Annotated in this window: 17 protein-coding genes and 2 pseudogenes; 11 read left to right on the top strand and 8 right to left on the bottom strand. The window is 71.7% G+C overall.

What is annotated here, in order from left to right:
* Positions 1-39 precede the first annotated feature (39 nt).
* Positions 40-594, top strand: a pseudogene (locus Q4V64_RS54715) (SDR family oxidoreductase).
* 313 nt (positions 595-907) lie between these two features.
* On the opposite strand, the gene Q4V64_RS02970 reads toward Q4V64_RS54715, so the two are convergent.
* Complete coding sequence (locus Q4V64_RS02970; protein ID WP_124437014.1) at positions 908-1,804, bottom strand: LysR family transcriptional regulator; 897 nt, start codon at positions 1,802-1,804, stop codon at positions 908-910.
* Between the two features lie 70 nt (positions 1,805-1,874).
* Between Q4V64_RS02970 and Q4V64_RS02965 the strand changes: the two genes are divergently transcribed.
* Positions 1,875-2,507, top strand: a complete 633-nt coding sequence (locus Q4V64_RS02965; RefSeq protein WP_124437013.1) for a maleylpyruvate isomerase family mycothiol-dependent enzyme — start codon at positions 1,875-1,877, stop codon at positions 2,505-2,507.
* Between the two features lie 80 nt (positions 2,508-2,587).
* A complete protein-coding gene (locus Q4V64_RS02960; RefSeq protein ID WP_124437012.1) occupies positions 2,588-3,283 on the top strand; it encodes a L,D-transpeptidase in 696 nt (231 codons plus the stop codon).
* Positions 3,284-3,323: 40 nt separating this feature from the next.
* On the opposite strand, the gene Q4V64_RS02955 is transcribed toward Q4V64_RS02960, so the two are convergent.
* Genes Q4V64_RS02955 through Q4V64_RS02940 form a run of 4 tightly spaced genes read right to left on the bottom strand, consistent with a single transcriptional unit; the run spans position 3,324 to position 7,808 of the window.
* Complete coding sequence (locus Q4V64_RS02955) at positions 3,324-4,526, bottom strand: Gfo/Idh/MocA family oxidoreductase (RefSeq protein ID WP_124437092.1); 1,203 nt, start codon at positions 4,524-4,526, stop codon at positions 3,324-3,326.
* A 14-nt stretch (positions 4,527-4,540) separates the two neighbouring features.
* Positions 4,541-5,884: a sugar ABC transporter substrate-binding protein gene (locus Q4V64_RS02950; protein WP_172628966.1), complete on the bottom strand. Its 1,344-nt coding sequence runs from the start codon at positions 5,882-5,884 to the stop codon at positions 4,541-4,543.
* Between the two features lie 10 nt (positions 5,885-5,894).
* Complete coding sequence (locus Q4V64_RS02945) at positions 5,895-6,824, bottom strand: carbohydrate ABC transporter permease (RefSeq protein ID WP_124437011.1); 930 nt, start codon at positions 6,822-6,824, stop codon at positions 5,895-5,897.
* Positions 6,825-6,842: 18 nt separating this feature from the next.
* On the bottom strand, positions 6,843-7,808 hold the full coding sequence (locus Q4V64_RS02940) for a sugar ABC transporter permease (RefSeq protein ID WP_124437010.1): 966 nt from the start codon (positions 7,806-7,808) through the stop codon (positions 6,843-6,845).
* A 166-nt stretch (positions 7,809-7,974) separates the two neighbouring features.
* Between Q4V64_RS02940 and Q4V64_RS02935 the strand changes: the two genes are divergently transcribed.
* From Q4V64_RS02935 to Q4V64_RS02925, 3 genes are all read left to right on the top strand, one after another.
* Entirely contained in the window at positions 7,975-9,135 is a 1,161-nt protein-coding gene (locus tag Q4V64_RS02935) for an ROK family transcriptional regulator (protein WP_124437009.1), read from the top strand.
* A gap of 101 nt (positions 9,136-9,236) precedes the next feature.
* Positions 9,237-9,425: a hypothetical protein gene (locus tag Q4V64_RS02930; RefSeq protein WP_124437008.1), complete on the top strand. Its 189-nt coding sequence runs from the start codon at positions 9,237-9,239 to the stop codon at positions 9,423-9,425.
* Positions 9,426-9,484: 59 nt separating this feature from the next.
* Positions 9,485-10,306, top strand: a complete 822-nt coding sequence (locus Q4V64_RS02925; protein WP_124437007.1) for an EamA family transporter — start codon at positions 9,485-9,487, stop codon at positions 10,304-10,306.
* 23 nt (positions 10,307-10,329) lie between these two features.
* Here the strand turns inward: Q4V64_RS02925 and Q4V64_RS02920 are convergent, their stop codons facing one another.
* Positions 10,330-11,703, bottom strand: a complete 1,374-nt coding sequence (locus Q4V64_RS02920) for a S1 family peptidase (protein WP_124437006.1) — start codon at positions 11,701-11,703, stop codon at positions 10,330-10,332.
* 135 nt (positions 11,704-11,838) lie between these two features.
* Entirely contained in the window at positions 11,839-12,840 is a 1,002-nt protein-coding gene (locus Q4V64_RS02915) for a hypothetical protein (protein ID WP_124437090.1), read from the bottom strand.
* Positions 12,841-12,910: 70 nt separating this feature from the next.
* On the opposite strand from Q4V64_RS02915, the gene Q4V64_RS02910 reads away from it, so the two are divergent.
* Both Q4V64_RS02910 and Q4V64_RS02905 read left to right on the top strand, forming a co-directional pair.
* Positions 12,911-14,086, top strand: coding sequence for an aminotransferase class I/II-fold pyridoxal phosphate-dependent enzyme (locus Q4V64_RS02910; protein WP_124437005.1), 1,176 nt, complete (start codon positions 12,911-12,913; stop codon positions 14,084-14,086).
* A 57-nt stretch (positions 14,087-14,143) separates the two neighbouring features.
* The gene (locus Q4V64_RS02905; protein WP_124437004.1) at positions 14,144-14,530 is read left to right on the top strand and encodes a PPOX class F420-dependent oxidoreductase; all 387 of its coding nucleotides are present in this window, start codon (positions 14,144-14,146) and stop codon (positions 14,528-14,530) included.
* A 63-nt stretch (positions 14,531-14,593) separates the two neighbouring features.
* On the opposite strand, the gene Q4V64_RS02900 is transcribed toward Q4V64_RS02905, so the two are convergent.
* Positions 14,594-17,371: a hypothetical protein gene (locus Q4V64_RS02900; protein WP_124437003.1), complete on the bottom strand. Its 2,778-nt coding sequence runs from the start codon at positions 17,369-17,371 to the stop codon at positions 14,594-14,596.
* A gap of 177 nt (positions 17,372-17,548) precedes the next feature.
* Here Q4V64_RS02900 and Q4V64_RS02895 point away from each other — a divergent pair, with 177 nt between their 5' ends.
* From Q4V64_RS02895 to Q4V64_RS02885, 3 genes and pseudogenes are all read left to right on the top strand, one after another.
* Positions 17,549-18,898, top strand: a complete 1,350-nt coding sequence (locus Q4V64_RS02895) for a Gfo/Idh/MocA family oxidoreductase (RefSeq protein WP_124437002.1) — start codon at positions 17,549-17,551, stop codon at positions 18,896-18,898.
* A 718-nt stretch (positions 18,899-19,616) separates the two neighbouring features.
* Positions 19,617-20,060, top strand: a complete 444-nt coding sequence (locus tag Q4V64_RS02890; protein WP_253266657.1) for a hypothetical protein — start codon at positions 19,617-19,619, stop codon at positions 20,058-20,060.
* Positions 20,061-20,107: 47 nt separating this feature from the next.
* Positions 20,108-24,112, top strand: a pseudogene (locus Q4V64_RS02885) (SDR family NAD(P)-dependent oxidoreductase); the annotation flags it as partial.
* Positions 24,113-24,253: the final 141 nt, after the last annotated feature.

Below are 24,253 nucleotides of genomic sequence, written 5' to 3'. Positions count from 1 at the left end.
GAGGGATGCGGAGTTCTCGTCACGCGCGCGGCGCGCGGCATCGGCGCGGCCATCGCACGCCGGTCCGCCGAGGAAGGCGCACGGGTGCCGGGTCCGGGCCGCGCGAACAGGGGCCGGCCGCCGAGGCACCCGCCTGCGACGTGGCGGACCGCACGTCCGTGGAGGCGGCCGTCGCGCACGGACGTCACCGCTCTCGGCAGGCTCGACGTCCTGGTCGACAACGCCTGCCGATGCAGCCCCGACGCCCCCCCTTCGAGGACGAGCCCCACGAGGCGGGGGCGGGCGACCTGGACGTCACCCTGACGCGCACCCTCGCCGGCCACGCCGCCGCTCAGGGTGTCCGCGTCGACCTCGTGGCGCCGGGCACGGCGCGGACGACGCGGCCTGGGAGGGCCGGGACGACGACCTGGCCGCGATGCGCGAGCCGTACCCCCTCGGCGGGTCGGCGATCCGGAGGACATCGCAGCGACCGTCGCCTTCCTGGCCGCCCGCGACGCGTCCTGGATCACCCGAACCACGCTCACCGTCGACGGGCGGCGTCACCGCGGTCGACACGGGATCCGCCGCGCGCTCAGCCGGCCTGGGACCGCCTGAGTTGCCCCGAGGCCTGCGCGAGGCGCCCTGCACCCGCGCGCCCCGCGCGTACGCCGTTTGTCTGTCGAACGCCGCCCGCGGCGTCGGCGTCGGCGCCGGGAACGCTGCCCCGGACGTGCCGACCACCGGCGCGTCGACGCGTTCCTTCTGGAACACGCCGCTGCCCCCCGAGCCGTCGGCTGGGAAGTCCTGCGCGGAGAGGGTTGGGCGGACCCATCGCCGCGACCGCCTGCCTGCCGCTGCCACCCGTTTCCGCCGCCTGCCGAGCCACCCTCGCCCACCACCTGCGACCGACCTCACCCCCGCGGTGGAGCTACTGCGGTAGTGAGTCGCGCAGCCGAGCCAGCAGTGACCTGGCCGCCGGGCCGGCCGGACCATCGGTGCGCCATGCCAGCGCCACCCGCCCGCGCGCCCGCGGATCATCGATGGGCAGCGTCGGCAGCCCGAAGCCGGTCTCCGGCCGCGGTACCACCGCGACACCGAGTCCCCGCGCCGCGAGTCGGGCCAGCGCGTCGGGAGCCGCCGCCTCGAAGGCGATGCGCGGCTGGAACCCAGCCTGCCCGCACAGCCGGTCCACCACCGCCCGCACATCGGTCCCGCGCGGCAGGCTGATCAGCGGATACTCTGCGAGCGCGGTCAGCGGCACTGGCGCGCCACCGCCGTGCGCCGCGAACAGCGGATGCCCCTCGGCGGCGGCCACGACCAGCGGCTCGTCGATGAACACCCGCACTCCCACGCCCGGCGGTGGCTCCTCGTCCGCGAGTCCGACCACGGCGATGTCGAGTTCTCCGCGCCGCAGTGCCGCCAGCATCCGGTCCGAGGTGTCCTCGGTGAGGGTGATCTCGACTTGCGGATGGTCGTCGTGGAAGTCGGCCAGCACCCCCGGCACGTCCACCTGGTGCCCGAGGGCACCCGGGATCAGCCCGAACCCCACCCGTCCGCGCAACAGTCCCGTGAACTCAGCCGCGGTCTGCCGCACCCCGTCGACGGCCGCCAGCGCGGCCCGCGCGTACGGCAGCACCGCCTCACCCACCTCCGTCGGCCGCACCGACCGGCCCGAACGGTCCAGCAGGGGCTGCCCCAGTTCCCGTTCGAGCTGCCGGATCTGCGCGCTCACCCCCGGCTGCGCCAGATGCAGCCGCGCGGCGGCCCGGGTGAAGCTCGCCTCCTCCACGACGGCGACGAAGTACTGCAGCTGCCTCAACTCCATAACGGACAATGCTAGTGACGAGACGAACCAGCTCTTGGACTTATGGGCCGGCCGCCAAGATCCTTGGGACATGGGACGCGCAGCGAACGACATCACCACCGCCATCGCCGCCGAACGCACCGAACTCGCCGATCTCTTCAGCGAGTTGAGCCCGGACCAGTGGCAGGCGCCGAGCCTGTGCGTGGGCTGGCGGGTACGGGAGGTCGTGGCCCATATGTCGATGGGGTTCCGGTACCGGACCGGCCGGGTGCTGTGGGAACTGGCCAAGGCCCGCGGCAGCCTCGACCGCACGACCGACCGGATCGCCCGCCGGGACACGGCCCGCCACGCCGACGAGCAGCTCGCTGCCTTCCTCCGACAGCACGCGCACCACCCGTGGCGCCCGCCGGTCGGCGGCGTCGCCGCGGCCCTGGGGCACGACATCGTCCACGGTCTGGACGTCACCGTCGCTCTCGGCGTCGACCGGCGCGTCCCGGAGGACCGGCTGCGGATCGTGCTGGACGCGGTCGATCCCAGGGCGTTCCGCTTCTTCGGCACCGATCTGGATGGCGTCCAGCTGTGCGCCGAGGACCTCGACTGGACCTTCGGCACCGGCACACCCCTGTACGGCCGGGCGCAGGAGCTCCTCCTGATCGCCTACGGCCGACGCCTCCCGGCCGGGCGGCTGCGCGGTGTCGAATGTCACCGTTTCGTCGCAGGGTGAGCGGTGCTACAACCGAATCCTTTGGGCAGCGGTCTAGCTGGCTAGAGATCGCAGACCGCGTGAAGGGGACAGGACAGGTCATGGGGGACATACGCAGACGGGGAGCCGTCGTACTGGGGATCACCGGACTGGTGGCGCCGCTCACACTCGCGCTGGGCGCCGTGCCGGCGCAGGCCGCGAGCTGCACCACGCAGACCGGGCCGTACCAGAAGCAGGTGGAGAAATTCCTCGGCCGGCCGGTCGACGGCAAGCAGTCCGCCGCGGACTGCAAGGCCATCCAGGCGTTCCAGAACAAGCACGGCATCACGCCGAACGCCGGCTACGCGGGTCCCGTCACCTGGGGTGTGATGGACCTGATGAACAAGCAGAAGGCCGTGGGGACCAACCCCAACAAGGCCGGCAAGTGCCCGGTGAACAAGGGCCGCATCGCCTGCGTGAACCTGACCCTCCAGCTGAGCTGGATCCAGGACGGCAACAAGCTCGTCTACGGCCCGGTACCGGTGCGTACCGGCCGCAACGGCTACGAGACCCGCACCGGCCTGAAGAAGATCTACTGGCGGCACATCGACCACGTCTCGTCCATCTACGACGTGCCGATGCCGTACAGCCAGTTCTTCGACGGCGGCCAGGCCTTCCACTCGGTCGGCGTCAGCATGTGGAACCCGCCGGGCTCGCACGGCTGCGTCAACATGACCACGACCACCGCCAAAAAGTACTGGTCGCTCCTGAAGAAGGGCGACGACGTCTTCGTGTACGGCCGCAAGCCGGGCACCTGACGCAGCGCACAGGCACCCGGCTCGGCCGCTGAATTGGGACTCACGCCTCGGGCGCGTCTCCGAAGTCCGGGATCTCCAGCCTGACCCCGCCCTGCCGCGCGGACTCGTGCGCGACGATGCCCGGCAGGGTGTACCGAGCGGCCACCCACGCGTTCACCGACGGCAGCGAGCGCGTGCTGACGGCGGTCACGAAGTCGTCCACCAGGAAGTGGTGGCTGCCCTCGTGGCCGTTGTGCAGGTTGTCGAACTCCCGTGGCAGGCGCGAGCGATCGTGCACCGGCGCCGACCCGGAGGTGAAGGCCGCCCGAAGGTCCGGTGCGATGTGCTGGAGGGAAGGATCATCGGGGGACATGGTGGGCTTGGGCTCAAGCAGCTCGCTGATGTCCTTCACCCCGTTCTTGTCCTGCCACAGGGCCACCGTGGCGAGCTGCTCCATGCTCCCTTCCGTCCCGAAGAACCGGAAACGGGACTCCCGGATGTGCGAGGGATAGCCCACCCGCCGGAACTCGTTCGTGCGGAAGGAGCCGCCGCCCGCCACCTCGAACAGCGCGGTGGCGTTGGAGACGTCGTTGCCGAACTGGCTGACCCCCTTGTCGAAGACCCCGTCTCCGCGATCGTCCACGACACCGAGCGCCGACACGCTCACCGCGTGCGTCTGCCAGGCGCCCAGCACCCCGCCGATCGAGTGCGTGGGGTAGAGCAGCGGGGGATAGCTGGCGGTCGCCTTCCAGTTCTCGCCGCCGCTGTACTGGTACGCCTCGTAGAACCCCAGGTCCATGTCGTGGACGTAGTCGCCCTCGGCGTAGAAGATCCGTCCGAAGGCGCCTTCGGCGATCTGGTTGCGGGCGTGCACGGTCGCCGGGTTGTACTGGCTGGTCTCACCCATCATGTACGTCAGCCCGGTGGCCTTGACCGCGTCGATGATCGCCGCGATCTCCTCCGCGGTGATCGCCATGGGGACCGCGGAGTACACGTGCTTGCCGGCGTTCAGACCCTGGACGACCAGCGGTCCGTGTGTCCAGCGCTGGGTGAAGATCGCGACCGCGTCGACCGCCTTCGACTCCAGCATGGCCTGGTACGTCGGGAAGGTGCCCGTGAGGCCTTCGGCGGCGGCGAGTTGCTCGGCCCGTTCGGGGAGCAGGTCGGTGACGTAGACGTCGCTGACGCCGGGATGGGCCAGGAACAGCTTGGCGAACTGTCCCGAGAACTGTCCGGCGCCGACGATGCCGATGGAGAACGTCATGTAAGGCGTGCCCTTCACTGGTCGAGGATCAGATTGATCTGGTCGTTGGTCTGGTCGAGGCTGCTCACGGGCCTGCCGTTGCCGTAGATGTCCTCCATGGCCGGCTGCATGAGCGCCTGCACGTCCGCCGCGTAGTTGGTGATCGGGTAGGAGAAGGTCCGGAAGTCCTTTTTGTCGGCCACGGGTTCGGTGAAGGCGGACACGTCGAGGCCCTTCTTCTTGTAGGCGGCGATGGCTGCCTCGGTGCCGGCCGGGGTGGCGGGGAAGACGACCGCGTACCTGCCGACGACGGTCTGGCACTTGTCGGACGCGAGGTATTCCACCCACTTCCGGGCGCCCGCCTTGTTCTTGGAGGCTTTGCTGATGGAGTCGGCGAGGCCGTTCATCATGGTGGCGCGCTTGCCGGTGGGGCCGACGGGGGTGAGAGCGGTCTTGATGTCCTTGCCCTTGATCCCGTTGTAGGTGGAGATCATCCAGGCCCCGTCGAAGACGGCGGCGGCCTTCCCGGCGGCGATCTGCGTGTTGCCCTGGTTGGACTGCTGGTTGTAGTCGGAGAAGGGTGCCATGTAGCCCTTCGTCGCCAGGCCGAAGTACCACTTGATGACGGACTGGAAGGTCTTGCTGCCGTACTGGTACTTCGTGCCCCAGCGCGCCTTGTCCGTGTAGCTCCACCCCGCCGATCCGGTGAAGGGGCTCCACTGGGTCTGGCCGTCGGCGAAGCCGCCGCCCTGGGTGCCCAGCCCGTACACCTTGACGTTGTTCTTGTCGAAGCCCGGTTCGTCGCCCCGCTTGCCGTTCTTGTCGACGGTGAGGTGGGCGATGGCCTTCTCGAAGGTGCCGCCGTCCTTCGGGTTCCAGGAGAGGCTGCTCAGCTGCCCGGCGGTGAGACCGGCGGCCTTCGCCATCTTCTCGTTGTAGAAGAGCGCGACGGTGTCCCAGTCCTTGGGGGTGCCGTAGCGGTGGCCGTCCTGGCCGATCCAGTTGGCGGCGAGCCCCGGCTGGTAGTCGGACGCCTTGATGTCCAGGTCGTCGAGCGGCTCCAGCACCTTCAGGTCGGCGAACTGGCCGAACTTCTGTATGTGGTCGGTGAACACGTCCGGCTGGGTGCCCGAGATGAAGCCGGCGGTGAGCTTGGTCCAGTAGTCGTTCCAGCCCAACTGGGTGATCTTGACTTTCAGTCCGGGGTTCTCCTTCTCGAACCCCTTCGCGCAGGCCTGGTAGGCGGGCAGCTGGTTGGTGTCCCACAGCCAGTACGTCACCGTGTTCGCGGACGACCCCGCGGAGCCGCCCTGCGCGCAGCCGGTCGTCAGGGACAGCGCCAGCGCTCCGGTCATCGCCATGAGCGTACGAATTCGCATCGATGTCTCCTTACTTGATCCCGGTGAAGCTGACGGAGCTGACGATGCGGCGGGCGAAGCAGGCGAAGAGCACCAGCATCGGGAGCGCCGCGATGAGGGTCGCCGCCATCAGGCCGGACCAGTCGGTGCCGGTCTGCGGGTTCTGCGCCCGGAAGACCGCCAGCGCCACGGTCAGCACGCGCGAGGAGTCGCTGTAGGAGACCATCAGTGGCCAGAAGTAGTCGTTCCAAGCGGTGATGTACGTCAGCACGGACAGCGTGATGATCGGCGTGGACGCCATCGGCAGGATCACCCGGAAGAAGATCTTGACCTTCCCGGCGCCGTCGAGCAGGGCCGCCTCCTCGACCTCCCGGGGGATGTTCATGAAGAACTGCCGCAGGAAGAACACCGCGAACGGGGTCATGAAGAGGGTGGGGAGTGCGATGCCGAGCAGCGTGTCCACCAGGTGGAGTTGCTTGATGAGCACGAAGTTCGGCAGGAGCGTGAAGATGGTCGGCACCATCAGCCCGGCCAGGAACAGGCCGAACACCTTGTCCCGGCCACGCCAGCGCAGGCGTGCGAAGGCGTACGCGGCCATCGCGGAGAAGAAGATCTGGCAGCCGGCGATCAGGGTCGAGACGATCATCGAGTTCAGCAGATAGCGCCAGAAGTCGAGCCCACCACCCGCGCCGCCCTGCGCGATGGCCTCCTTCGCCGACTGCAGTCCGAGGGCGCGTTCGAAGCCGCCGCCGGTGAGGTCGACGGGGAGGAGGCTGTTGGGGTCGGAGCTCAGGCCTGCGTTGGTGGAGAGCGCGGTGCGCAGGATCCAGTAGAACGGCAGCAGGGTGATGAGGATGATCAGGCCCATCACGGCCCAGGCGGCGGCCCGTCCGAGGGAAAGCCTGCGCCTGGCTGGATGTATGGTCGGCGGCGTTGCCGTCGTGGCGGTCACGGTAGCCATGTCGGTGTCTCCCTTCCGTCAGCCGAGATCGGTCTGGCCGGCCCGGGTGAGCCGGTACTGCAGGACGGTGATCGCGCTGAGCACGATCAGCAGGGCGACGGACATCGCCGAGGCGTAGCCGAACTGGAAGCGGCCGAAGGCGGAGCCGTAGATGTAGAACTGGAGCACGTTGGTCGCGTTCGCGGGACCGCCCGCGGTGGTCACCGCCACGGTGTCGAACACCTGGAACGAACCGATCATCGTCATGATCAGCACGACCGCGAGCACCGGACGCAGCAGTGGCATGGTGATCCGCCAGAACATCCGCCACTCACTCGCGCCGTCCACCTTGGCCGCCTCGTACATGTCGTTCGGTATCGCCTGCAGGCCTGCGAAGAGCAGAAGGGCGGTGTAGCCGACATGCCGCCAGACGTTGATCAGAGCGATGGTGGGAATCGCCCATGTCTCGTCGGCGAGGAACGGGATGCGGTCGAACCCGATGGCGCTGATGATCTCGTTGCCGATGCCGAGCTGGGTGTCCAGGATCCACAGCCACACCAGGCCGGCGACGACGTTCGACATCAGATACGGGGTGAGCACGATGCCCCGCAGCAGGGCCGACTGGGTCAGCCGCTGGAGCAGCACGGCGATGGCGAGTGCCGCCACCGTCTGTATGCCGATGTTGATGACGACGTACTCGACGGTGACCCACAACGAGTTCCAGAAGATCGGGTCGTTGACCATGCGGACGTAGTTGTCGAGGCCGACCCATTCCGCCGGGGTCAGTAGGTTGAAGCGGGTGAAGCTCAGATAGATGCCCCGCAGTGTCGGCCAGAGCAGGAAGACCAGGAAGCCCAGCAGGGCCGGGGCGATGAACACCGCGGCCAGGCGCCCGTCCCCCCGGTTATCACCGGCCCCCGCCCGGTACGTCCTCGGCTTGGTCCGTGCGCCCTCGGCGCTGCCCAAGGGCAGACGCGATGGAGGGCTGCTGGAGGCGATGGTCATCGGGAGACTCCCTCGTCTGCGGCGGCTCGTCCTCCCCACTTACTTTTGTGGCGGAAGAATCCTGGCGTCAAGGGGCGTGCAAACATCTTTCTCAGGACATCGAGGCGCTTTAGACTGGCCATGTTGCTTTTACAGCGAAAGAAATCTTTGTGGGAGTCTGACCTACATGACCACAGGTGCCGCCAGCTGGCTTCCGCTGAGCCCCGGCGAACGCTCGGTGGCGATCGAGGTGCTCGTCCACGGCCCGCTGTCGCGCACCGAGCTCGCCCGGCGCCTGGACCTGTCGCCGGGCAGCCTCACCCGGCTGACCAAGCCGCTGATCGAGTCGGGCCTGCTGATCGAGGTCCCCGAGGCGGGCACCCCGGCCGAGGCGCGCCAGGGGCGCCCCTCGCAGCCGCTCGACGTCGTCGCCGAGTCCCGCTCCTTCCTCGGCTTCAAGATCACCGAGGACATGGTCTACGGCGTCGTCACCACCCTTCGCAGTGACATCGTCGCCCGCTGCGACCGCTCCCTCACCACCCACGATCCGGCCGAGGTCGCCGATCTGGTGGCCGAGATGACCGGGGAACTCGCGCGGACCCACCCCCGGATCGCCGGCGTCGGCATCGGAGTCGGCGGCCTGGTGCAGGACCGTGCCGTGGTCGGGGAGTCACCGTTCCTGCGGTGGCGGGAGGTGCCGCTCGCCGCCCTCGTCGAGGAGCGCACCGGGCTGCCGGTGGTCGTGGAGAACGACGTCGCCGCCCTGGTCGAGGCCGAGACCTGGTTCGGTGCCGGCCGGGGCCTCGACCGCTTCGTCGTCCTCACCATCGGCGCCGGCATCGGCTACGGCCTCGTCCTCGGCGGCAAGCGGGTGCCGTACGCCGAGGAGGACCGCGGGTTCGGCCGCCACTGGATCGTGAACCCCAACGGCCCGCTCACTCCCGACGGCGAGCGCGGCAGCGCGGTCTCGCTGCTGACCATCCCCAACATCCGCTACCAGGTGCGGGCCGCCACCGGCCGTGACCACACCTACGAGGAGATCCTCGCCCTCGCCGCCGCCGGGGAACCCATGCCCGCCCGCGTCATCGACGAGGCCGCGCGGGCCCTGGGCACCCTGGTCGCCCAGATCGCCAACTTCGCCATGCCGCAGAAGATCCTGCTCGCCGGAGAGGGCGTCGGACTGATGGACGTGGCAGGCAAGGCGGTCGAGGAGACCATCCGCGCCCAGCGGCACCCGCTGGCCGCCCCGATCGACCTGGAGACCAAGGTGTCCGACTTTCACGATTGGGCCCGTGGTGCCGCCGTGCTGGCCATCCAGGTGCTGGTGCTGGGCGCGGTGGAAATGTGAAGTGCGCCACGGCAGTTGACGAGATGCACGTGATCAGCAACACGGTCCGGAATGCCCGTTTAGCTCCTGATTACTCACATCGCCTTCACCTCCGGAGACGTATGCTTCACGGCATGTCCACCACTGCCGAGCCCGCTACCGAAAGATCGGCTGACGAGGTCAACGAGGAGATCCGGGCCCTGTGGCTCCGGTCGGGCGGGACACTGACGGGCGAGCAGCGCGAGGAGTACCGGCGGCTCGTCCTGGAGTGGGCCGCAGCGGCCCCCCAGCAGCCGGTGCAGGCGGCCTGACCCCACTCTGAGGGGCGCCGCCAGGCATCGGCCCGCCTGTGCGGGGCACCCCTGACCGGATGGGCCCCCTCCTCGCACTGGCCTCGGCCGTCTGCTACGGCATCGTCGACTTCGCCGGCGGAATCCTGTCCCGCCGCGCCCACTTCGCCGCCGTCACCTTCCTCGGCCAACTGGGCGGCCTCCTGCTCGCCTCCGCGGCCGCGCTGCTCCTGCCCGCCGATGCCGTCCGCCCGGTGGATCTGCTGTGGGGAGCGCTGTCCGGCGCCGGAAGCGGTAGCGCCATGCACTTCCTCAACCGGGGGCTCAGCCGCGGCGCGATGAGCGTGATCGTGCCCGTCAGCGCCGTCACCGCAGTCGCCCTGTCCGTGCTGTGCGGAGTGCTGCTCGGGGACCGGCCGACGCCACTCGCCTGGGTGGGCATCGTCGTCACGGTGCCCGCGCTCTGGCTCGTCTCCGGCGGCCGCGCGGACTCCGCCGGGGGAGTGCCGGACGGCCTGCTGGCCAGCGCGGGAGTCGCCGTGCAGTACATCGCGCTCGCCCAGGCGGACTCCGCGAGCGGACTGTGGCCGGTGGCGGCGGGCCGGGTCGCCGCCGTCCTCGTCCTGCTGCCCAGCGCGGCGCGGTACGCCGGCCACCTGCGCATGCCGTCCGGTCAGTGCGTCCAGGCGCTGCTGGTCGGCGCGGGCGCCGCCCTCGGTCTCGTCCTGTATCTGCTCGCCGCCCAGCGGCAGCTGCTCGCTGTCGCCGTGGTGCTCGCCTCCCTCTACCCGGCGCTCCCCGTGGTCCTCGGCCTCGCCCTGCTGCACGAGAAGGTCACCCGATGGCAGACGACGGGCCTGCTGGGCGCGGCCGTGGCCACCGTTCTGCTGAGCGTGGGATGAAGCGGCTGCTTCCTGCTGGGAGCTCAGCTCCATGTGGCCGAGTAGTAGCGCCGGTAGGCCTTGCGGTCCTGCTCCGCGCGGATGTACCGCGTGGCCACCAACGCGACCAGGCTGCCCGCGACGACCAGCAGCCCGGGGCCGATGTTCCTCGGGTCCGTCAGCCGGTTCAGCAGCGGCGCCGCCCCCGCCACCGGGGCCGACGAACCGGGCGAGGCGTCGCCGGGCGCGATCGCACCCTTCGTGGGCGAGGCGGACGGTTCCTGCGAGGGCGTACCGTTCCCGCCGGCGTTGCCCTGCGGGGCCGCCACGAGCAGCTGGACGTCGAGTTCGTCCAGCGCCTTGGTGATCGGCTGGAAGAACGTCGTGCCGCCGTTCGCGCAGTCGCCGCTGCCGCCCGACGTCACCCCGAGCGCGATCCCCTCCGAGAACATCGGCCCGCCGCTGTCCCCGGGTTCGGCGCACACGTCCGTCTCGATCAGACCGGTGACGGTGCCCTCGGGATAGTTCACCGTGGCGTTGAGCGCCGTCACCTGGCCGTCGCGCAGACCGCTCGTACTGCCGCTGCGGAAGATGCGCTGTCCGACGGCCGGATCGGCAGCGCCCGTGATCTGCACTCCCTTGCCGTCACCGATGGCCACGACAGCGGCACCGTCGCCCGCCCGGCCGCCGTCGTACCGCACCAGGGAGTAGTCGTCGCCGGGGAAGCTCTGCGTGGTCGTCTCGCCCACCTGCCGGTTGCCGCCGTTGTCGGCGAACCAGACGGATCCGTTGGGCCCGCAGTGTCCGGCCGTGAGGATGAAGTCCCGCTGGCCGTCGGTCACGTTGAAGCCCGCCGAACAGCGCCCGGCGGTCGACAGGATCGGCTGCGCGCCGTTGAGCCGGGTCGTGAAGGTGCCCTCGGTGCGCTCCATGCGGACGAAGCTGCCGATGCGGTCCGCCGTCTGGGTCATCCGGGACCAGTCGGTGGCGGAGACGGTGCTGTCGCCCCGTACCACCACCTGATTGGTCCGGTAGTCCATGGCCCATGCGGTGCCGGTGACCCGCGGTGCCGAACGCAGCGTCGTGGTCGCCGACTTGAGCTCGTTCATGCTGTGCGACACCATCTTCGCCTCGGCGCCCGCCCGCCGGACCTCGGCGGCCGCGTCCTCGTCGGTGACCGCGACGACCGGCCGGCCGTCGTCACCGATCCAGGTGCCCGCCGTACGGGAGGTGCCGAGCCGCGAGACGAGCCCCGCCCCCATGTCCTCGTCCTGCTGGGCGTACGTGCGCGGGACGGCGGAGGGGTCCGGAGGTTCGCTCGCCACGGCGCGCGTGACCATCGTCCCTCCGAGGAGGAGTCCGCCGACGGCCGCCAGCCGTGTCACTCGCCGGACGACCCGTCGTCGTGCGTGCCTCATGCATGGCTCCCGAACCCGAACATACGGTCAACACCGTGGGGCACTCCGGTACTTGAGTGCCCTCCTTCCATACGGGGCCGAGGACCGGCGCGTTCACGGCTCGCGTGATCTGCCTCGTGAGACGGCGGACCGGCGTCAACCGGCGGCGTGTACGGCCGGGCCGGCCGGTGTCGTGCGGGGCGGCGGGCCGAGCCGGAGCCAGCTGCGTTCGTCGCCCCATACGGACGCCGGGTCGACGTAGGGGCGCAGCAGGGCGGTGAGCGCCGGGTCGCCGCGGCCGTTCAGCTCGTCCGAGGCGATCTTCCGGGCGATCCCGGCGAGGAAGTCGGCGAGCTGCACCCGCGGATCCCGCCGTGCTTCCACCAGCCGCAACCCGCCCAGGCGGGCACCGGCCCGCCGGGCCGTCTCCTCGATCCAGGCGATGCGGTCCGGCGTCAGCATGTTCTGCCGGTCGTGGACCAGCCGGACCGTGTGCCCGCCCGCGCTCCAGTACGCGGCCGTCGCGACGATCGCGGGCAGCAGGGGATTGAGGACCGGAATCAGCGTGGGCCCGTCCGCCACCCGCACCCGATAGGCGTCCGCACGGGGCCGGGCCGCCGCGAGCCGTTCGAGGATCCCCGACACGGCCGTATCAGGCCGCCCCTGACACAGCGCGTCGACCATGTGGAAGAAGGCGTCGGCGGGCGCCTGCGGCGCACCGTCGTTGCGCACCCGCAGCAGCTGGTTGGCGGATGCCAGGAAATCCCGCCACCGCTCGTCCCCGAGCTCCCGCCGTCCCGCTCGGAACAGCGTGACGGCCTCCGGCGGACCGCCGCCGAGCAGCAGATCGACGGCCCGGTCCACGACGAAGAACGCCTTCTCGGTCAGATGCACGTGCGCCTGACCGTGAATCGGCCCCGCGGGCGCGAGCAGCCACTCAAGAACGGCCCGGTGCTTCTCCCGCAGCAGATGGTTGGCCTTGTACTCCTCGGCGGGCGAGCGGATCCGGTCCCGTGTCTCCTGCACGGACGCGGCGGCCGACTCCACGGGCAGCCGCACACTCGCGTGCGCGAACACGTCGGTGTTCCCGCCGGTCAGATTCTCGCCGTCCGACCCCGACTCGTCGCAGGCGACCTCCAGCGACCCGTCGGCCGGCACCGGCCGCGTCCCCCGTACCGCCGCGTCCTCACGTTCCCAGGTCACACCACAGCCCCTTATCTTGTGCCCCATGACCAGGATCCCGCACGACACGTCCGGTGAACCGAATCCCCTGCGCGCACTCGACCTCGACCGCCTCCGACGCCGTACGAGCATGAAATGGCGCACCTACCCCGGGGACGTCCTGCCGCTGTGGGTGGCCGAGATGGACGTACCGCTCGCCGAACCCGTGGTCCGCGCGGTCACCGACGCTCTCGCGCTCGGGGACACCGGCTACCCGGCCGGCACCGCGTACGCCGAGGCGCTCGCCGCGTTCGCCGACAAGCGGTGGGGCTGGGACGGGCTCGCGGTGGAGCGCACCGCGATCGTGCCGGACGTGATGCTGGGCGTCGTCGAGATGCTCAAGCTGGTCACCGGACCCGGAGACCCGGTGGTCGTGAACCCGCCCGTGTATCCGCCGTTCTTCCAGTTCGTGGGGAACATGGACCGGCGGGTGGTCGAGGCCCCGCTCGGGGCGCACGGCCGCATCGACCTCGCCGTCCTGGAGGAGACCTTCGCCGGGGCGGTCGCGGACGGACGGCGGGCCGCCTACCTGCTGTGCAGCCCGCACAACCCGACCGGCACCGTGCACACCGCCGCTGAACTGACCGCCGTCGCCGCACTCGCCGACCGTTACGGCGTGCGCGTCGTCGCCGACGAGATCCACGCCCCGCTCGTCGTCGGCGCGGACTTCGTGCCGTATCTGAGCGTGCCGGGCGGCGAGAGCGGTCTGTCGCTGATGTCGGCGTCGAAGGCGTGGAACCTGGCGGGCCTGAAGGCCGCGCTGGCTGTCGCGGGGCCCGCGGCCGCCGCCGACCTCGCCCGGCTGCCCGAGGAGGTCGGCCACGGACCGAGCCACGTCGGCGTCATCGCCCACACCGCCGCCCTGCGCGACGGCACCGCCTGGCTGGACGCTCTGCTGACCGGGCTCGACGCCAACCGGCGTCTGCTCACGGAGCTGCTCGCCGAGCACCTGCCCGGGATCACCTATCGCCCAGGCGCGGCCACGTACCTCGCCTGGCTCGACTGCCGCGCGCTCGGCCTCGGCGACGATCCGGCGGACGCCTTCCTGCACCGCGGCCGGGTGGCACTCAACTCCGGGCTCCCCTTCGGCACCGGTGGGGCCGGGCACGTACGCCTGAACTTCGCGACGTCGCCGGAGATCGTCGAGGAGGCGGTACGGCGGATGGCGGCGGCGCTCGACTGACGACGACCAGCGGGACGCCGACGGTTCGCCGGTGCTTAGGGCCCTAGACTGCCCGCCATGGACGACACGTCGCTGGACCGGCTCGGTGCGGGCAAGTACCTCCTGATCACCAGCTACCGCAGGAATGGCACCCCGGTCGCCACCCCGGTGTGGGTGGTGCGCGACGGCGACGCGCTCGGTGCGTGGACGGCCGCCGACTCCTGGAAGGTGAAGCGGATCCGGGCGCGCGGCGACGTCCTCGTCGGACCCTGCGACGCGCGCGGCAACCCGACCGGCGACCAGGTACCGGCCACCGCCGAACTGTGCGACCCGCAGACCACGGCCCGCTACCGCGAGCTCGTCGCCCGCAAGTACGGCATCGCCGGCCGCATCACCCTTCTCGGCAGCCGACTGCGCCGCGGGCCGGCCGGGACCGTCGGCATACGGCTGACGCTCGCGGCATGACAACTCGCGGCATGACAAGAGGGGCGGGCCACGCAGGCCCGCCCCTCTCGCGTCATTCCCGGGCTACGACGCGTCCAGCACGGTGCCGGTCAGCACCGGCCCGCCCTCCTGCGGCTGCCCCCAGTCGTCGAGGAACTGGAAGCGCACGGACTCGGCAGGCTCGGCCACCGCGTCCTTCACCGTGGGCACGGTCACGTTCCCGCCGGTCTCCCCGGGAGGCACGGACGCCCACACGGAGAAGCCCTCCAATTCGGACAGCGGGCGCTCAGGATCCGGTGAGGCGCCGGAGTTCTCCAGGAGCCACTCCGGATCGACGTCCTTCGTGGACAGCTCCGTGCCCCCGGCGACCGGGGTGACCACGAAGCCGTACGACAGTTCCACGTCGGCGGCCTGGGACAGCGACACCCGCCAGGTCAGCGGCTGCCCCTCGGTGACCCGGTCCGCGACCGGCGCCACGCTGACCGTGGGCATGAGATCGTCGTTCTCCACCATGACCCCACCGCGGTGCGAGCCGACGACCGCGTTCCGCACCGCCTTCACGACGATGTAGTGCTGCGTCTCGTACGAGAAGCGCGTGTTGCCCGTCACCTCCACCGGCACGTCGATGTCGTGCCCGCCGGGCCGCACCGTGACGAGCCGGTCCTTCGCCTCGCCGGTGTCCGGGTCGATGACGTACACGCGGACCTGGCCGCTGCCCTTCCCGGTCACCTGGACCGGAACCCGGTACGTACGGACGCCGGAGTCGCCCTCCCGCACCGTCGTGCGGCCGATGTCGACGCGCGGCAGCGCCGCCTCCTTGACCGCGGGCGTACCCGGGCGCCAGCCCCAGGCGTCCATCAGCCAGGCCTGCCCCGACCGCGAACGCGGCGTCATCTCGAGGGACTTGACGTGCTTGAGGTCGAGACCGGCCCGGACGGCGGCCGTGAGCGGCACGCGCACCTCACGCGCCCAGTACGAGGCCGTACGGTCGCTGCCCGGCAGCCCGTCGACCCGGACCCGGCCGAGGGAGGCGCGGCGGCCCGAGGAGTCGCTGAGAGCAACGTCGAGTTCGGTCCTGGTGGTGTTCGGCGGTACGAACACCCGCAGCGCCAGGCTGTCGGCGCCGGCGAGCGAGAGTGGCGCCGCGGGCCGCACCCGGGTCACCGCTCCCGGCTCGGACCAGTTCAGTTCCACCGCACGGCGACCCGTCTCGCGTTCCGTGTCCCACGTCGCGAAGTGCGGGGACGCCCCCGAGGTGACGGAGCCCAGACAGGAGAAGGCCGGATCGGGGTCCACCGCCGAGCACAGCCGGCCGCCGGTCACCGTGACCTTCCCGTCGGGCAGGAACCCGGCGCCCCGCTTGCCGCCCACGGCATGCGTCAGGACACGGGCGGGATCCGCCGAGGGGGCCCGCTTGCCCGAGCCGTCGAGCAGCGGGCGCACCCGGTCGTCGCCGGCGACGAACAGCCGGGCCGCCGCGGCGATGTAGGTGGCGCCGGCCTGGTGCTGCTGGTCGGCGGTCAGCCGGGTGGCGGTGCCCGGCGAGCACACCGGGTCCCGCTGCTCCTCGTCGTCCCAGAAGTCGTCCCAGGCGGGCGCCTCGGCCTGGCCCGGGGTCCACTCGCTGTTGAAGTAGTTGTGGTTGGCGCCGATCATGTACACGGCGCTGTGCAGCGAGGTGCCGCGGCTCACGCCGCGCGTCCCGTCGACGTACACCTCGCCCTGGAGGTCGGAGACGTCGCCGTCGCAGCCGGGCAGGATCGTCACCGACGGCACGTCCGCGACCGGATTCTGGCCGAAGATCGTCGGTCCGATGAGCACGGTCCCGCGCACCTTCCAGCGCACCGGGCCCCGGTAGCCGTCCTGGGCGGCGGGCGGCGGGTAGAGGCTGTCCATGGCGGCCCGGTTCACGCCTTCGCCGCCGCGCGAGTGACCGACCAGCAGGACGCGGGACAGATCGGCCTTCGGCGCGTCGCGTACGACGGCCGGTGCCGTGGCCGGGCGGGCGGCCCAGTCGGCCCAGCGGGCCAGGTGCTGCCGCACCAGCGACGAACGGGCCTGTGCACCGGCGTCCTCGGCCTCCGAGTCCTGGCCGTTGATGCCGTTGGCCGAGATCGACACCGTCACATAGCCCTGGGAGGCCAGGAGCTTCTGGTCGCGCAGATAGCCCTTGTGGCTGGGGATCTCCTTGAATCCGGCCGGGCAGGGCCAGTCGATGTTCACGTCCTCCTCGGTGCCCGGCTTGTAACAGGTGGGGTGGCGGCCGTGCAGGAAGAGCGCGAGCGGGCGGCTGCCGTTGGCCCCCTTCGGAGCCACCACCTCGGCGCGCATCTCGACCGGGGCCTTGAACCCGGGCAGTCGCACCGGGTCCAGGTCGTACGCGCCGCTGACCGTGCGGTACGAGCCGGGCTTCCCGGGGTCTACGGCGCCCGGCGGCAGCGGAGCCGGCGGTTTGGCGGCGGCCCGGTCACGGGGCTTGTCGGCCTCATGGGCCTTCGCGTCCAACCGGCGGCCCGCGGCGAGCACTTGAAGATCCGTCAGTTGAGTGTCGCGGGCCTCGTCGAGGTCCAGCCGGAACGTCCGGCCGTCCTTCCCGGCCTTCGGCAGACCGAGCAACCGGCCCCCGGCGTGGAACTCGACGCGCGCGTCCCCCATGGGCACGCGCTCAGGCGCACGCCAGACCAGTTCACGTGCGGTGCCCTCGCCGCTGAACCGCCAGCCCGGCGGAAGCTCGCTGTCGGCGGGCGCGGCGGTCAACGGCCCTGCGTGTCTTGGTTGTTGGGCCTGTGCCAGTCCGGGCGACCCCGCCAGGGCCGCCAGCACCGCCACGGCGGTCACACATATTCGCCGGGCACGGATCAATGGTCCTCTCCTCAAACCCCCGAGCGCGGGCGCCCCGTCGGTCCCGGGGGCCTCACGTGTCACAGAGGACGGAAAGGGGAGGCCTGTGGGTTGTCTGTGCAGGGGAACCCGTCTCGGCCGAGCGATGCGATCAAGCCACCGGGCGTAGTCGGCTCCCTCGCGGGGGAAGCGCTTTCCATGAGCCGAACCACCCGTCACCGCGCAGCAGTCGTCGGCACCGGTCACCGCGCCCAGATGTTCACCCGTGCCCTCGCCGAACGCCCGGACCACCTCGTCACCGCCCTCTGCGATCCGAGCCCCACCCGGATGGCCTTCCACAACGGGCTGTTGGCCGCGGCCGGTGAGCCCGTCGCCTCCGAGTGGGAGCCCGAGAGCTTCACCGACATGCTCGTCAAGGAGGCCGTCGACGAGGTCGTCGTCACCACCGTGGACGCCGAGCACGACCGCTACATCGTCCCGGCACTGAAGGCCGGCTGCCGGGTGATCACCGAGAAACCCATGACCGTCGACGCCGACCGCTGCGCCCGCATCCTCGACACGGTCCGGGACACCGGCAACTCCCTGACCGTCGCCTTCAACTACCGCTTCAACCCCGTCCACGAGAAGGTCCGCTCACTGCTCGCCGACGGCGCGATCGGCGAGGTCCTGTCCCTCCACTTCGAGTGGCTGCTCGACGTACGGCACGGCGCGGACTACTTCCGCCGCTGGCACCGGGACAAGCGCAACAGCGGCGGCCTCATGGTGCACAAGTCGAGTCACCACTTCGACCTGGTCAACTGGTGGCTCGCCGACGAGCCGCAGGAGGTCTTCGGCTACGGACGGCTCGGTTTCTACGGCCGTGAGGCGGGCGAACGCCACGGACTGCGCCGGGACTACGACCGGGCCCACGGCGCCGCCCCGGCCGCCGACGACCCCTTCGCCCTGGACCTCGCGGCCGACGACACCCTGCGCGCCCTCTACCTGGACGCCGAGCAGGACGACGGCTACGTCCGTGACCGCAACGTCTTCGACGGGCCCGTCACCATCGAGGACGACATGGCGGTCCTGGTGCGCCACACCCGGGGCACGACGATGACGTACCACCTGACGGCCTACTCCCCGTGGGAGGGCTACCGGGTGATGTTCAACGGCAGTGCGGGCCGCCTGGAGTTGGAGGTGGAGGAGAGCCGCTGGCAGCCGCCCCGGGGCCGGATCACCTCGGGCAGCGGCGCGCTGCACGGCGACACGGCCGCCGAGCAGGCGGGCGGGGCACGCCTCACCCTGCGTCCGCTGTGGCGGCCACCGGTGGAGGTCCCGCTCGTGACCGTCCACGAGGCCCACGGCGGCGGCGACCCACGCATGCTCGACGCGCTCTTCGGCCCGGTGGACCCGGATCAGCCGACGGACACCGGTGCGACGGCTCACCCGACGGCCACCGAACGCGACGGCGCCCTCGCCCTCGCCGTCGGACTCGCGGCGAACCGGTGCTTCGAGACGGGGCGGCCGGTGCGGGTCCGTGAGCTGGTGCCCGGCGTGTGGGAAGGGTGAAACCCTGGCCCGCCACCAGTGCGGTCACCGCCGCGTGCGCAGCCTCGCACCAAGAGGCCTCCCGCCTTCTAAACCACCTGAATGAGTAGCTTCTTTGCCGGAGGAAACGTTGTCGGCTCTACTCGGTTGGGTGGTGACGACCGAAGCACCCGTAACGACTCTTGAAACCACAACTTAGGTGGGCCCGCACCATCGGAGGGCCGCCGTGGATGTGGGAGGTGCTGCGAGTGTCGTCGACTGCCGTCGTGGACGGAGGCCGTGCGTATCCGGTGGTCCTCCCCGCCGGAACGGTCCGGGCGCCGGCTGCCGTCGCCTCCGACCGGCTGCGCGGGCTCCCGGCAGCTGAACTCGCCGAGGCCGTCCGCACATCGACCGCGGGACACAGGAGCCGGCGGTACCGGCTCGCCGTCGTGTGCCACGACCCGGGACAGGCGTCCCGGGCACTGACGGAACTCCTCGTGGACGGCGCCGCCCGCTCCGGGACCCGCCTTCTCCCAAGGCTCGGCCGGGACGCCGGTGTCACTCCGTACATGACCCTGCTGTCGGCCTTCGCCGCGCTGCTCGGCGGCCACACCGACGATCACGAGCCGGTCATCGGCTCCCCGGTCGCAGGCCGGTCCTGGGCCGAACTGCAAGGCGTCGTCGGCTACTTCGTCGACATGTCGGCGATGCGCCTGGACGTGACCCCCCGCTCGTCGCCTGGGCGGCGGCGTCGCAGGTGCGCACCGGCGTCGGCACCGACCGGTACGACCTCGGCCTCGTCGTGCGGGAGAGCGGCGACGGCCTCGGCGGCTACCTGGAGTACAGCACCGGCCTGTGCGACGGGGGCACCGCCGAGCGGATGGCCCGCACCTACGACCGGCTGCTCGCGGAGATCGCCGGGCAGCCCGGCGCAGCCCTCGCCGAACTGCGCGAACGCGCCCAGGCGACGGCTTCCGGGCTCACCGCGAAGAAGGCCCCGCCCGCCGGAAGACGGGCCGGTGAGCCCGCCCCGCCGGAAGACGGCGGCTGTGAACCTCCGCCCGCCGGGCTGACTCCCGGCCACCGTCACCGCCGTAGCACGCACGGGCCGAGCGCCCGTACCCGTACCAGAGCCACCGCCCGCCCGTCCGCACCGGGACAGGCACACCGGGCACACGAAAGGGAGAGATCGGGCCAGTGAGCAGCCACGAGGTCCAGGCCGCCGAGACGGATGTCGCGATCATCGGTATGGCCGGGCGTTTCCCCGGTGCCGACGACCTGGACTCCTTCTGGCGCCTGCTGAGAGAGGGCCGCGAGGGCATCACCCGCTTCGGCCGCGAGGAACTGGCGGCGGCGGGGGTGCCCCAGCGGCTGCTGGACGACCCGGGCTACGTGCCGGCCCACGGGATCATCCCGGACGTGGACCTGTTCGACACCGGGTACTTCGAGTTCACTCCGGCCGAGGCCGCGATCACCGACCCGCAGCACCGGATCCTGCTGACGGCAGGCCACGCCGCGCTGGAGCACGCCGGTTACGACCCGGGCCGCCACGACGGGCTGATCAGCGTCTACGCCGGAGCGGCGATCAACACCTACCTCCAGCAGCAGGTCCTGCCCCACGTCGACCAGACCACCACCTCCAGCCACTTCGCGGTGATGGTCGGCAACGACAAGGACTTCCTGGCCACCCGGCTGTCGTACAAGCTCGACCTCAAGGGACCGAGCTACGCCGTCCAGACCGCCTGTTCCACCTCCCTCGTCGCCATCCACCTGGCCTGCCAGGGCCTGGTCAACGGCGAGTGCGACATGGCGCTGGCGGGCGGTGTCACCGTCAAACTGCCGCAGACGAAGGGGTACTTGTACGAGGAGGGCGCGATCCTGTCCCAGGACGGGTACGTGCGCACCTTCGACGCCGACGCCGGCGGCACCGTGCTCGGCAACGGCGTGGGCGTGGTCGTCCTGAAGCTCCTGCAGGACGCGATCGCCGACCGGGACACCATCCACGCCGTCATCAAGGGCACGGCGACCAACAACGACGGCTCCGGGAAGGTCAGCTTCGCCGCGCCCGGCGCCGCCGGGCAGACCGCCGTCATCCGCGAGGCGCACACCGTCTCCGGCGTCGACCCGCGCTCCATCGGGTACGTCGAGGCGCACGGCACCGCCACCCGGCTCGGCGACCCGGTCGAGGTATCGGCGCTCACCCGGGCGTTCCGGGAGGCCACCGGCGACACCGGGTTCTGCGCCATCGGCTCGGTGAAGTCCAACATCGGCCACCTGGACGCGGCGGCCGGTGTCGCGGGTGTGATCAAGACGGCGCTGATGATGAGGCACCGGACGCTGGTGCCGACCATCAACTACGAGACGCCCAACCCGGCCATCGACTTCGCGGCGGGCCCCTTCAAGGTCAGCACGGACACCGTGCCCTGGACGACGGAGGGGCCGCTGCGCGCGGGCGTCAGCTCCTTCGGCATCGGCGGCACCAACGCGCACGCCGTCCTCCAGGAGGCTCCGCCCGCCCCGGTCACCGGGGCCTCGCGCCCGTCGCAGGTGCTGGTGGTGTCCGCCCGTACGGCGACCGCGCTGGCCACGGCCGCCGGGAACCTGGCCGGCCACCTCGACGACCACCTTCAAGGCGACGACCCAGGCTCCCTGGCCGACGTCGCCTACACGCTGGCCGTGGGCCGCCGCGCCCACGAGTACCGCCTCGCCGTCACCGGATCCGACCGCGCCGCCCTCGCCCGGGCCCTGCGCGAGGCCCCGGTTCCCGAGCGGCCCGGCACCGGTGAGGTGTCGTTCGTCTTCGCCGAGGACGTCCCGGACGCGGCGCGGCTGGCCGAGAAGTGGGGCGCCGACGAGCCCGCCTTCACCGGGCACTACGAGGCCGCACTCGCGGCCGGTGCCGGGCAACTGGGCGAGCGGGGGCGGGCGTTCGCCGTGCAGTACGCGCTCGGCAGGGTGTGGCTGGGCTGGGGCATCACGCCGGTCGCGGTGCACGGTGACGGGCTCGCGGCCCGGCTCGCCGCCTGTGTCACCGGCGCGCTGCCGCTCGCGGACGCGCTGACCGGTGAGGGCGAGGTGCGGCCCGCCCGTCGTGCGCGCATCCCGGTGCGCGGCGCACACGACGAGGTGCGCGGTGTCGCCCTCGGCGTGACCGACGGACCCTGGGATGCGGTGGCCCGCGCCTGGCAGGCGGGAGTGGACGTCGACTGGGCGGCCTGGTTCGAGGGCGAGGAGCGCGGGCGCGTCCCGCTGCCGACGTACCCCTTCGAGGGCCGCCGCTGCTGGCTGACCGGCCCGGACAGCGCGGCCGCCCCCGCCGGACGGGTCACCGGCACGGACATCGCCGCCGCTACCGCCGGACAGCTCACCGGCCCCGGCCCGCACCCCCTGCTGGACGAGAACACCTCCACCCTGGACACCCTCGCCTACCGCAGCTCCCGCACCGGCACGGAGTTCTACCTCGCCGACCACCGGGTCGGTGCCGAGCCGGTCCTGCCCGCGGCCGGGCAGCTGGAGTTGGTCCGAGCGGCGGGCGAACTCTCGCTCGGCGCACCGGTCCGGCTGCGCGGCGTGTCCTTCGAACAGCTGCTGTCCTACGCCTCCGGGCCGCGCACCGCGCTGGTCCGGCTGTGGCGCGAGCGCGACACAGTCGGCTTTGAACTCACCGCGGACGAGCAAGTGGTCGCGGCCGGCGAGATCCACCCTTCAACGGTCGAGCGGCCCGCCCCGGTGGACCTGGCGGCCGTCGCCGCCCGCTGCGCCGAGCCGGTCGCCCACGCCGACTGCTACGACACGCTGCGCGCCCACGGCCTGGACTACGGCCCCCGGATGCGGGCGCTCACCGAGGTCCGACTCGGCGAGGGGGAGGCCCTGGGCACTCTGGACCTGCCCGACGGCGCCTCGCTCGACGGCGCGGCGCTCAATCCCGCCCTCCTGGACGGCGCCCTGCACGCCCTGGTCGTCCTGCTCGCCCGCGCCTACGGCGACACGGCCGACGGCTTCCTGCCCCTGGCCCTGGGTGACCTCACCGTGCACGCCCCCGTCACCGGACCCTGCCGGGTGCACGTGACGGCCGGCCGGCTGGGTGAGCGGACCGCGCACGCCGACCTGACCGTCGTGGACGCCGACGGCCAGGTGCTGGCCCGCCTGGACGACCTCGCCGTGCGCGTCCTCGGAGAGGCCCGCGAGTCGGCCCTCCTGGTCCGCCGCTGGACCGACGCGCCCGCCGAGCACACCGGCGCCCCCGTCGGCACCACAGCCGCCGTCGTCGCCGCCGACCCGGGCCGCCGCGAGCACCTCACCGGTCACCTCACGGGCCTGGGCGTCGACACGGTCACCTCGCAACCCGACCCCGCCGCCGCGCCGGACGTCGACACGGTCACTGCGCAACCCGACCCCGCCGCCGCGCCGGACGTCGACACGGTCACTGCGCAACCCGACCCCGCCGCCGCGCCGGACGTCGTGCTCGTCGACGAACCGACGCCCGAGCAGGCGCTGCACGTCGTCCAGCGGCTCCTCGCCGCCCGCCCCACCGCACCGGTACGCGTGCTCCTGCTCCACCGTCATGACACCGACGGCCCTCGTCCCGAACGCGCCGCCCTCGCCGCCTTCGCCCGGACCGTCCGGGCGGAGAACCCCCTCCTCGAAGTCCAGGTCGTCGGCCTCGCCGAGGGCGTGCCCGAGACCGAAGCGCTCGCCGCGGAGCTGTCCGGCCACGGCCGTGACCCGGAAGTCGCGCACACCTCGCAGGGCCGCCGCGTCCCCAAGGCCGAGCCTGCCCCGGCCGCCGCGCCGGTCACCGTCCGCGACGGCGGCGTGTACGTCGTCACGGGCGGCGCGGGCGGACTCGGCCGGGCTGTCGCCGACTGGCTGCTCGCCCGGGCCGACGCCCACGTGGTGCTGCTGGGCCGCAGCGAACGGCCGACCATCCCCGACCTCGACGCCAGGGTGACCTACCGCAGCGTCGACGTGTCCGACCCCGACGCCGTCAGGGCTCAACTGGCCTCGATCCGTGTGCAGTTCGGTCCGCTGAACGGCGTCGTCCACGCGGCGGGCGTGTTGCGCGACGGCTTCGCCCTGACCAAGTCCGCCGAGGACTTCGCCGCCGTCCTGGCCCCCAAGGTGGCCGGTCTGCGCGCCCTGGACGCGGCCACCGCCGACGACCCGCTGGACTTCTTCGTCGCCTTCTCCTCCATCGCCGCCCACATCGGCAGCGCCGGACAGACCGACTACGCGTACGCCAACGCCTACTTGGAGGCCTACGCCGAGCGGCACGGCCGTATCACCGCGATCGCCTGGCCGATGTGGGCCGACGGCGGTATGCGCCAGAGCACCGAGGCCGCCACGGACCTCGCCGCCCGCACCGGGTTCGGCGTCCTGCCCACCCCGGAGGGC

The organism is Streptomyces sp. NL15-2K, assembly GCF_030551255.1.
GTDB lineage: Bacteria > Actinomycetota > Actinomycetes > Streptomycetales > Streptomycetaceae > Streptomyces.
Note: the sequence above shows the minus strand (reverse complement) of the source record. Positions and strands in the feature narration are given on the sequence as shown.

Coding starts and splice junctions, on each gene's coding strand:
- Q4V64_RS02905 (WP_124437004.1), top strand. CDS start 14,144: ATGGACGACACGTCGCTGGACCGGCTCGGTGCGGGCAAGTACCTCCTG.
- Q4V64_RS02970 (WP_124437014.1), bottom strand. CDS start 1,804: ATGGAGTTGAGGCAGCTGCAGTACTTCGTCGCCGTCGTGGAGGAGGCG.
- Q4V64_RS02910 (WP_124437005.1), top strand. CDS start 12,911: ATGACCAGGATCCCGCACGACACGTCCGGTGAACCGAATCCCCTGCGC.
- Q4V64_RS02950 (WP_172628966.1), bottom strand. CDS start 5,884: ATGCGAATTCGTACGCTCATGGCGATGACCGGAGCGCTGGCGCTGTCC.
- Q4V64_RS02935 (WP_124437009.1), top strand. CDS start 7,975: ATGACCACAGGTGCCGCCAGCTGGCTTCCGCTGAGCCCCGGCGAACGC.
- Q4V64_RS02930 (WP_124437008.1), top strand. CDS start 9,237: ATGCTTCACGGCATGTCCACCACTGCCGAGCCCGCTACCGAAAGATCG.
- Q4V64_RS02955 (WP_124437092.1), bottom strand. CDS start 4,526: ATGACGTTCTCCATCGGCATCGTCGGCGCCGGACAGTTCTCGGGACAG.
- Q4V64_RS02920 (WP_124437006.1), bottom strand. CDS start 11,703: ATGAGGCACGCACGACGACGGGTCGTCCGGCGAGTGACACGGCTGGCG.
- Q4V64_RS02940 (WP_124437010.1), bottom strand. CDS start 7,808: ATGACCATCGCCTCCAGCAGCCCTCCATCGCGTCTGCCCTTGGGCAGC.
- Q4V64_RS02960 (WP_124437012.1), top strand. CDS start 2,588: ATGGGGGACATACGCAGACGGGGAGCCGTCGTACTGGGGATCACCGGA.
- Q4V64_RS02895 (WP_124437002.1), top strand. CDS start 17,549: ATGAGCCGAACCACCCGTCACCGCGCAGCAGTCGTCGGCACCGGTCAC.
- Q4V64_RS02965 (WP_124437013.1), top strand. CDS start 1,875: ATGGGACGCGCAGCGAACGACATCACCACCGCCATCGCCGCCGAACGC.
- Q4V64_RS02945 (WP_124437011.1), bottom strand. CDS start 6,824: ATGGCTACCGTGACCGCCACGACGGCAACGCCGCCGACCATACATCCA.
- Q4V64_RS02925 (WP_124437007.1), top strand. CDS start 9,485: ATGGGCCCCCTCCTCGCACTGGCCTCGGCCGTCTGCTACGGCATCGTC.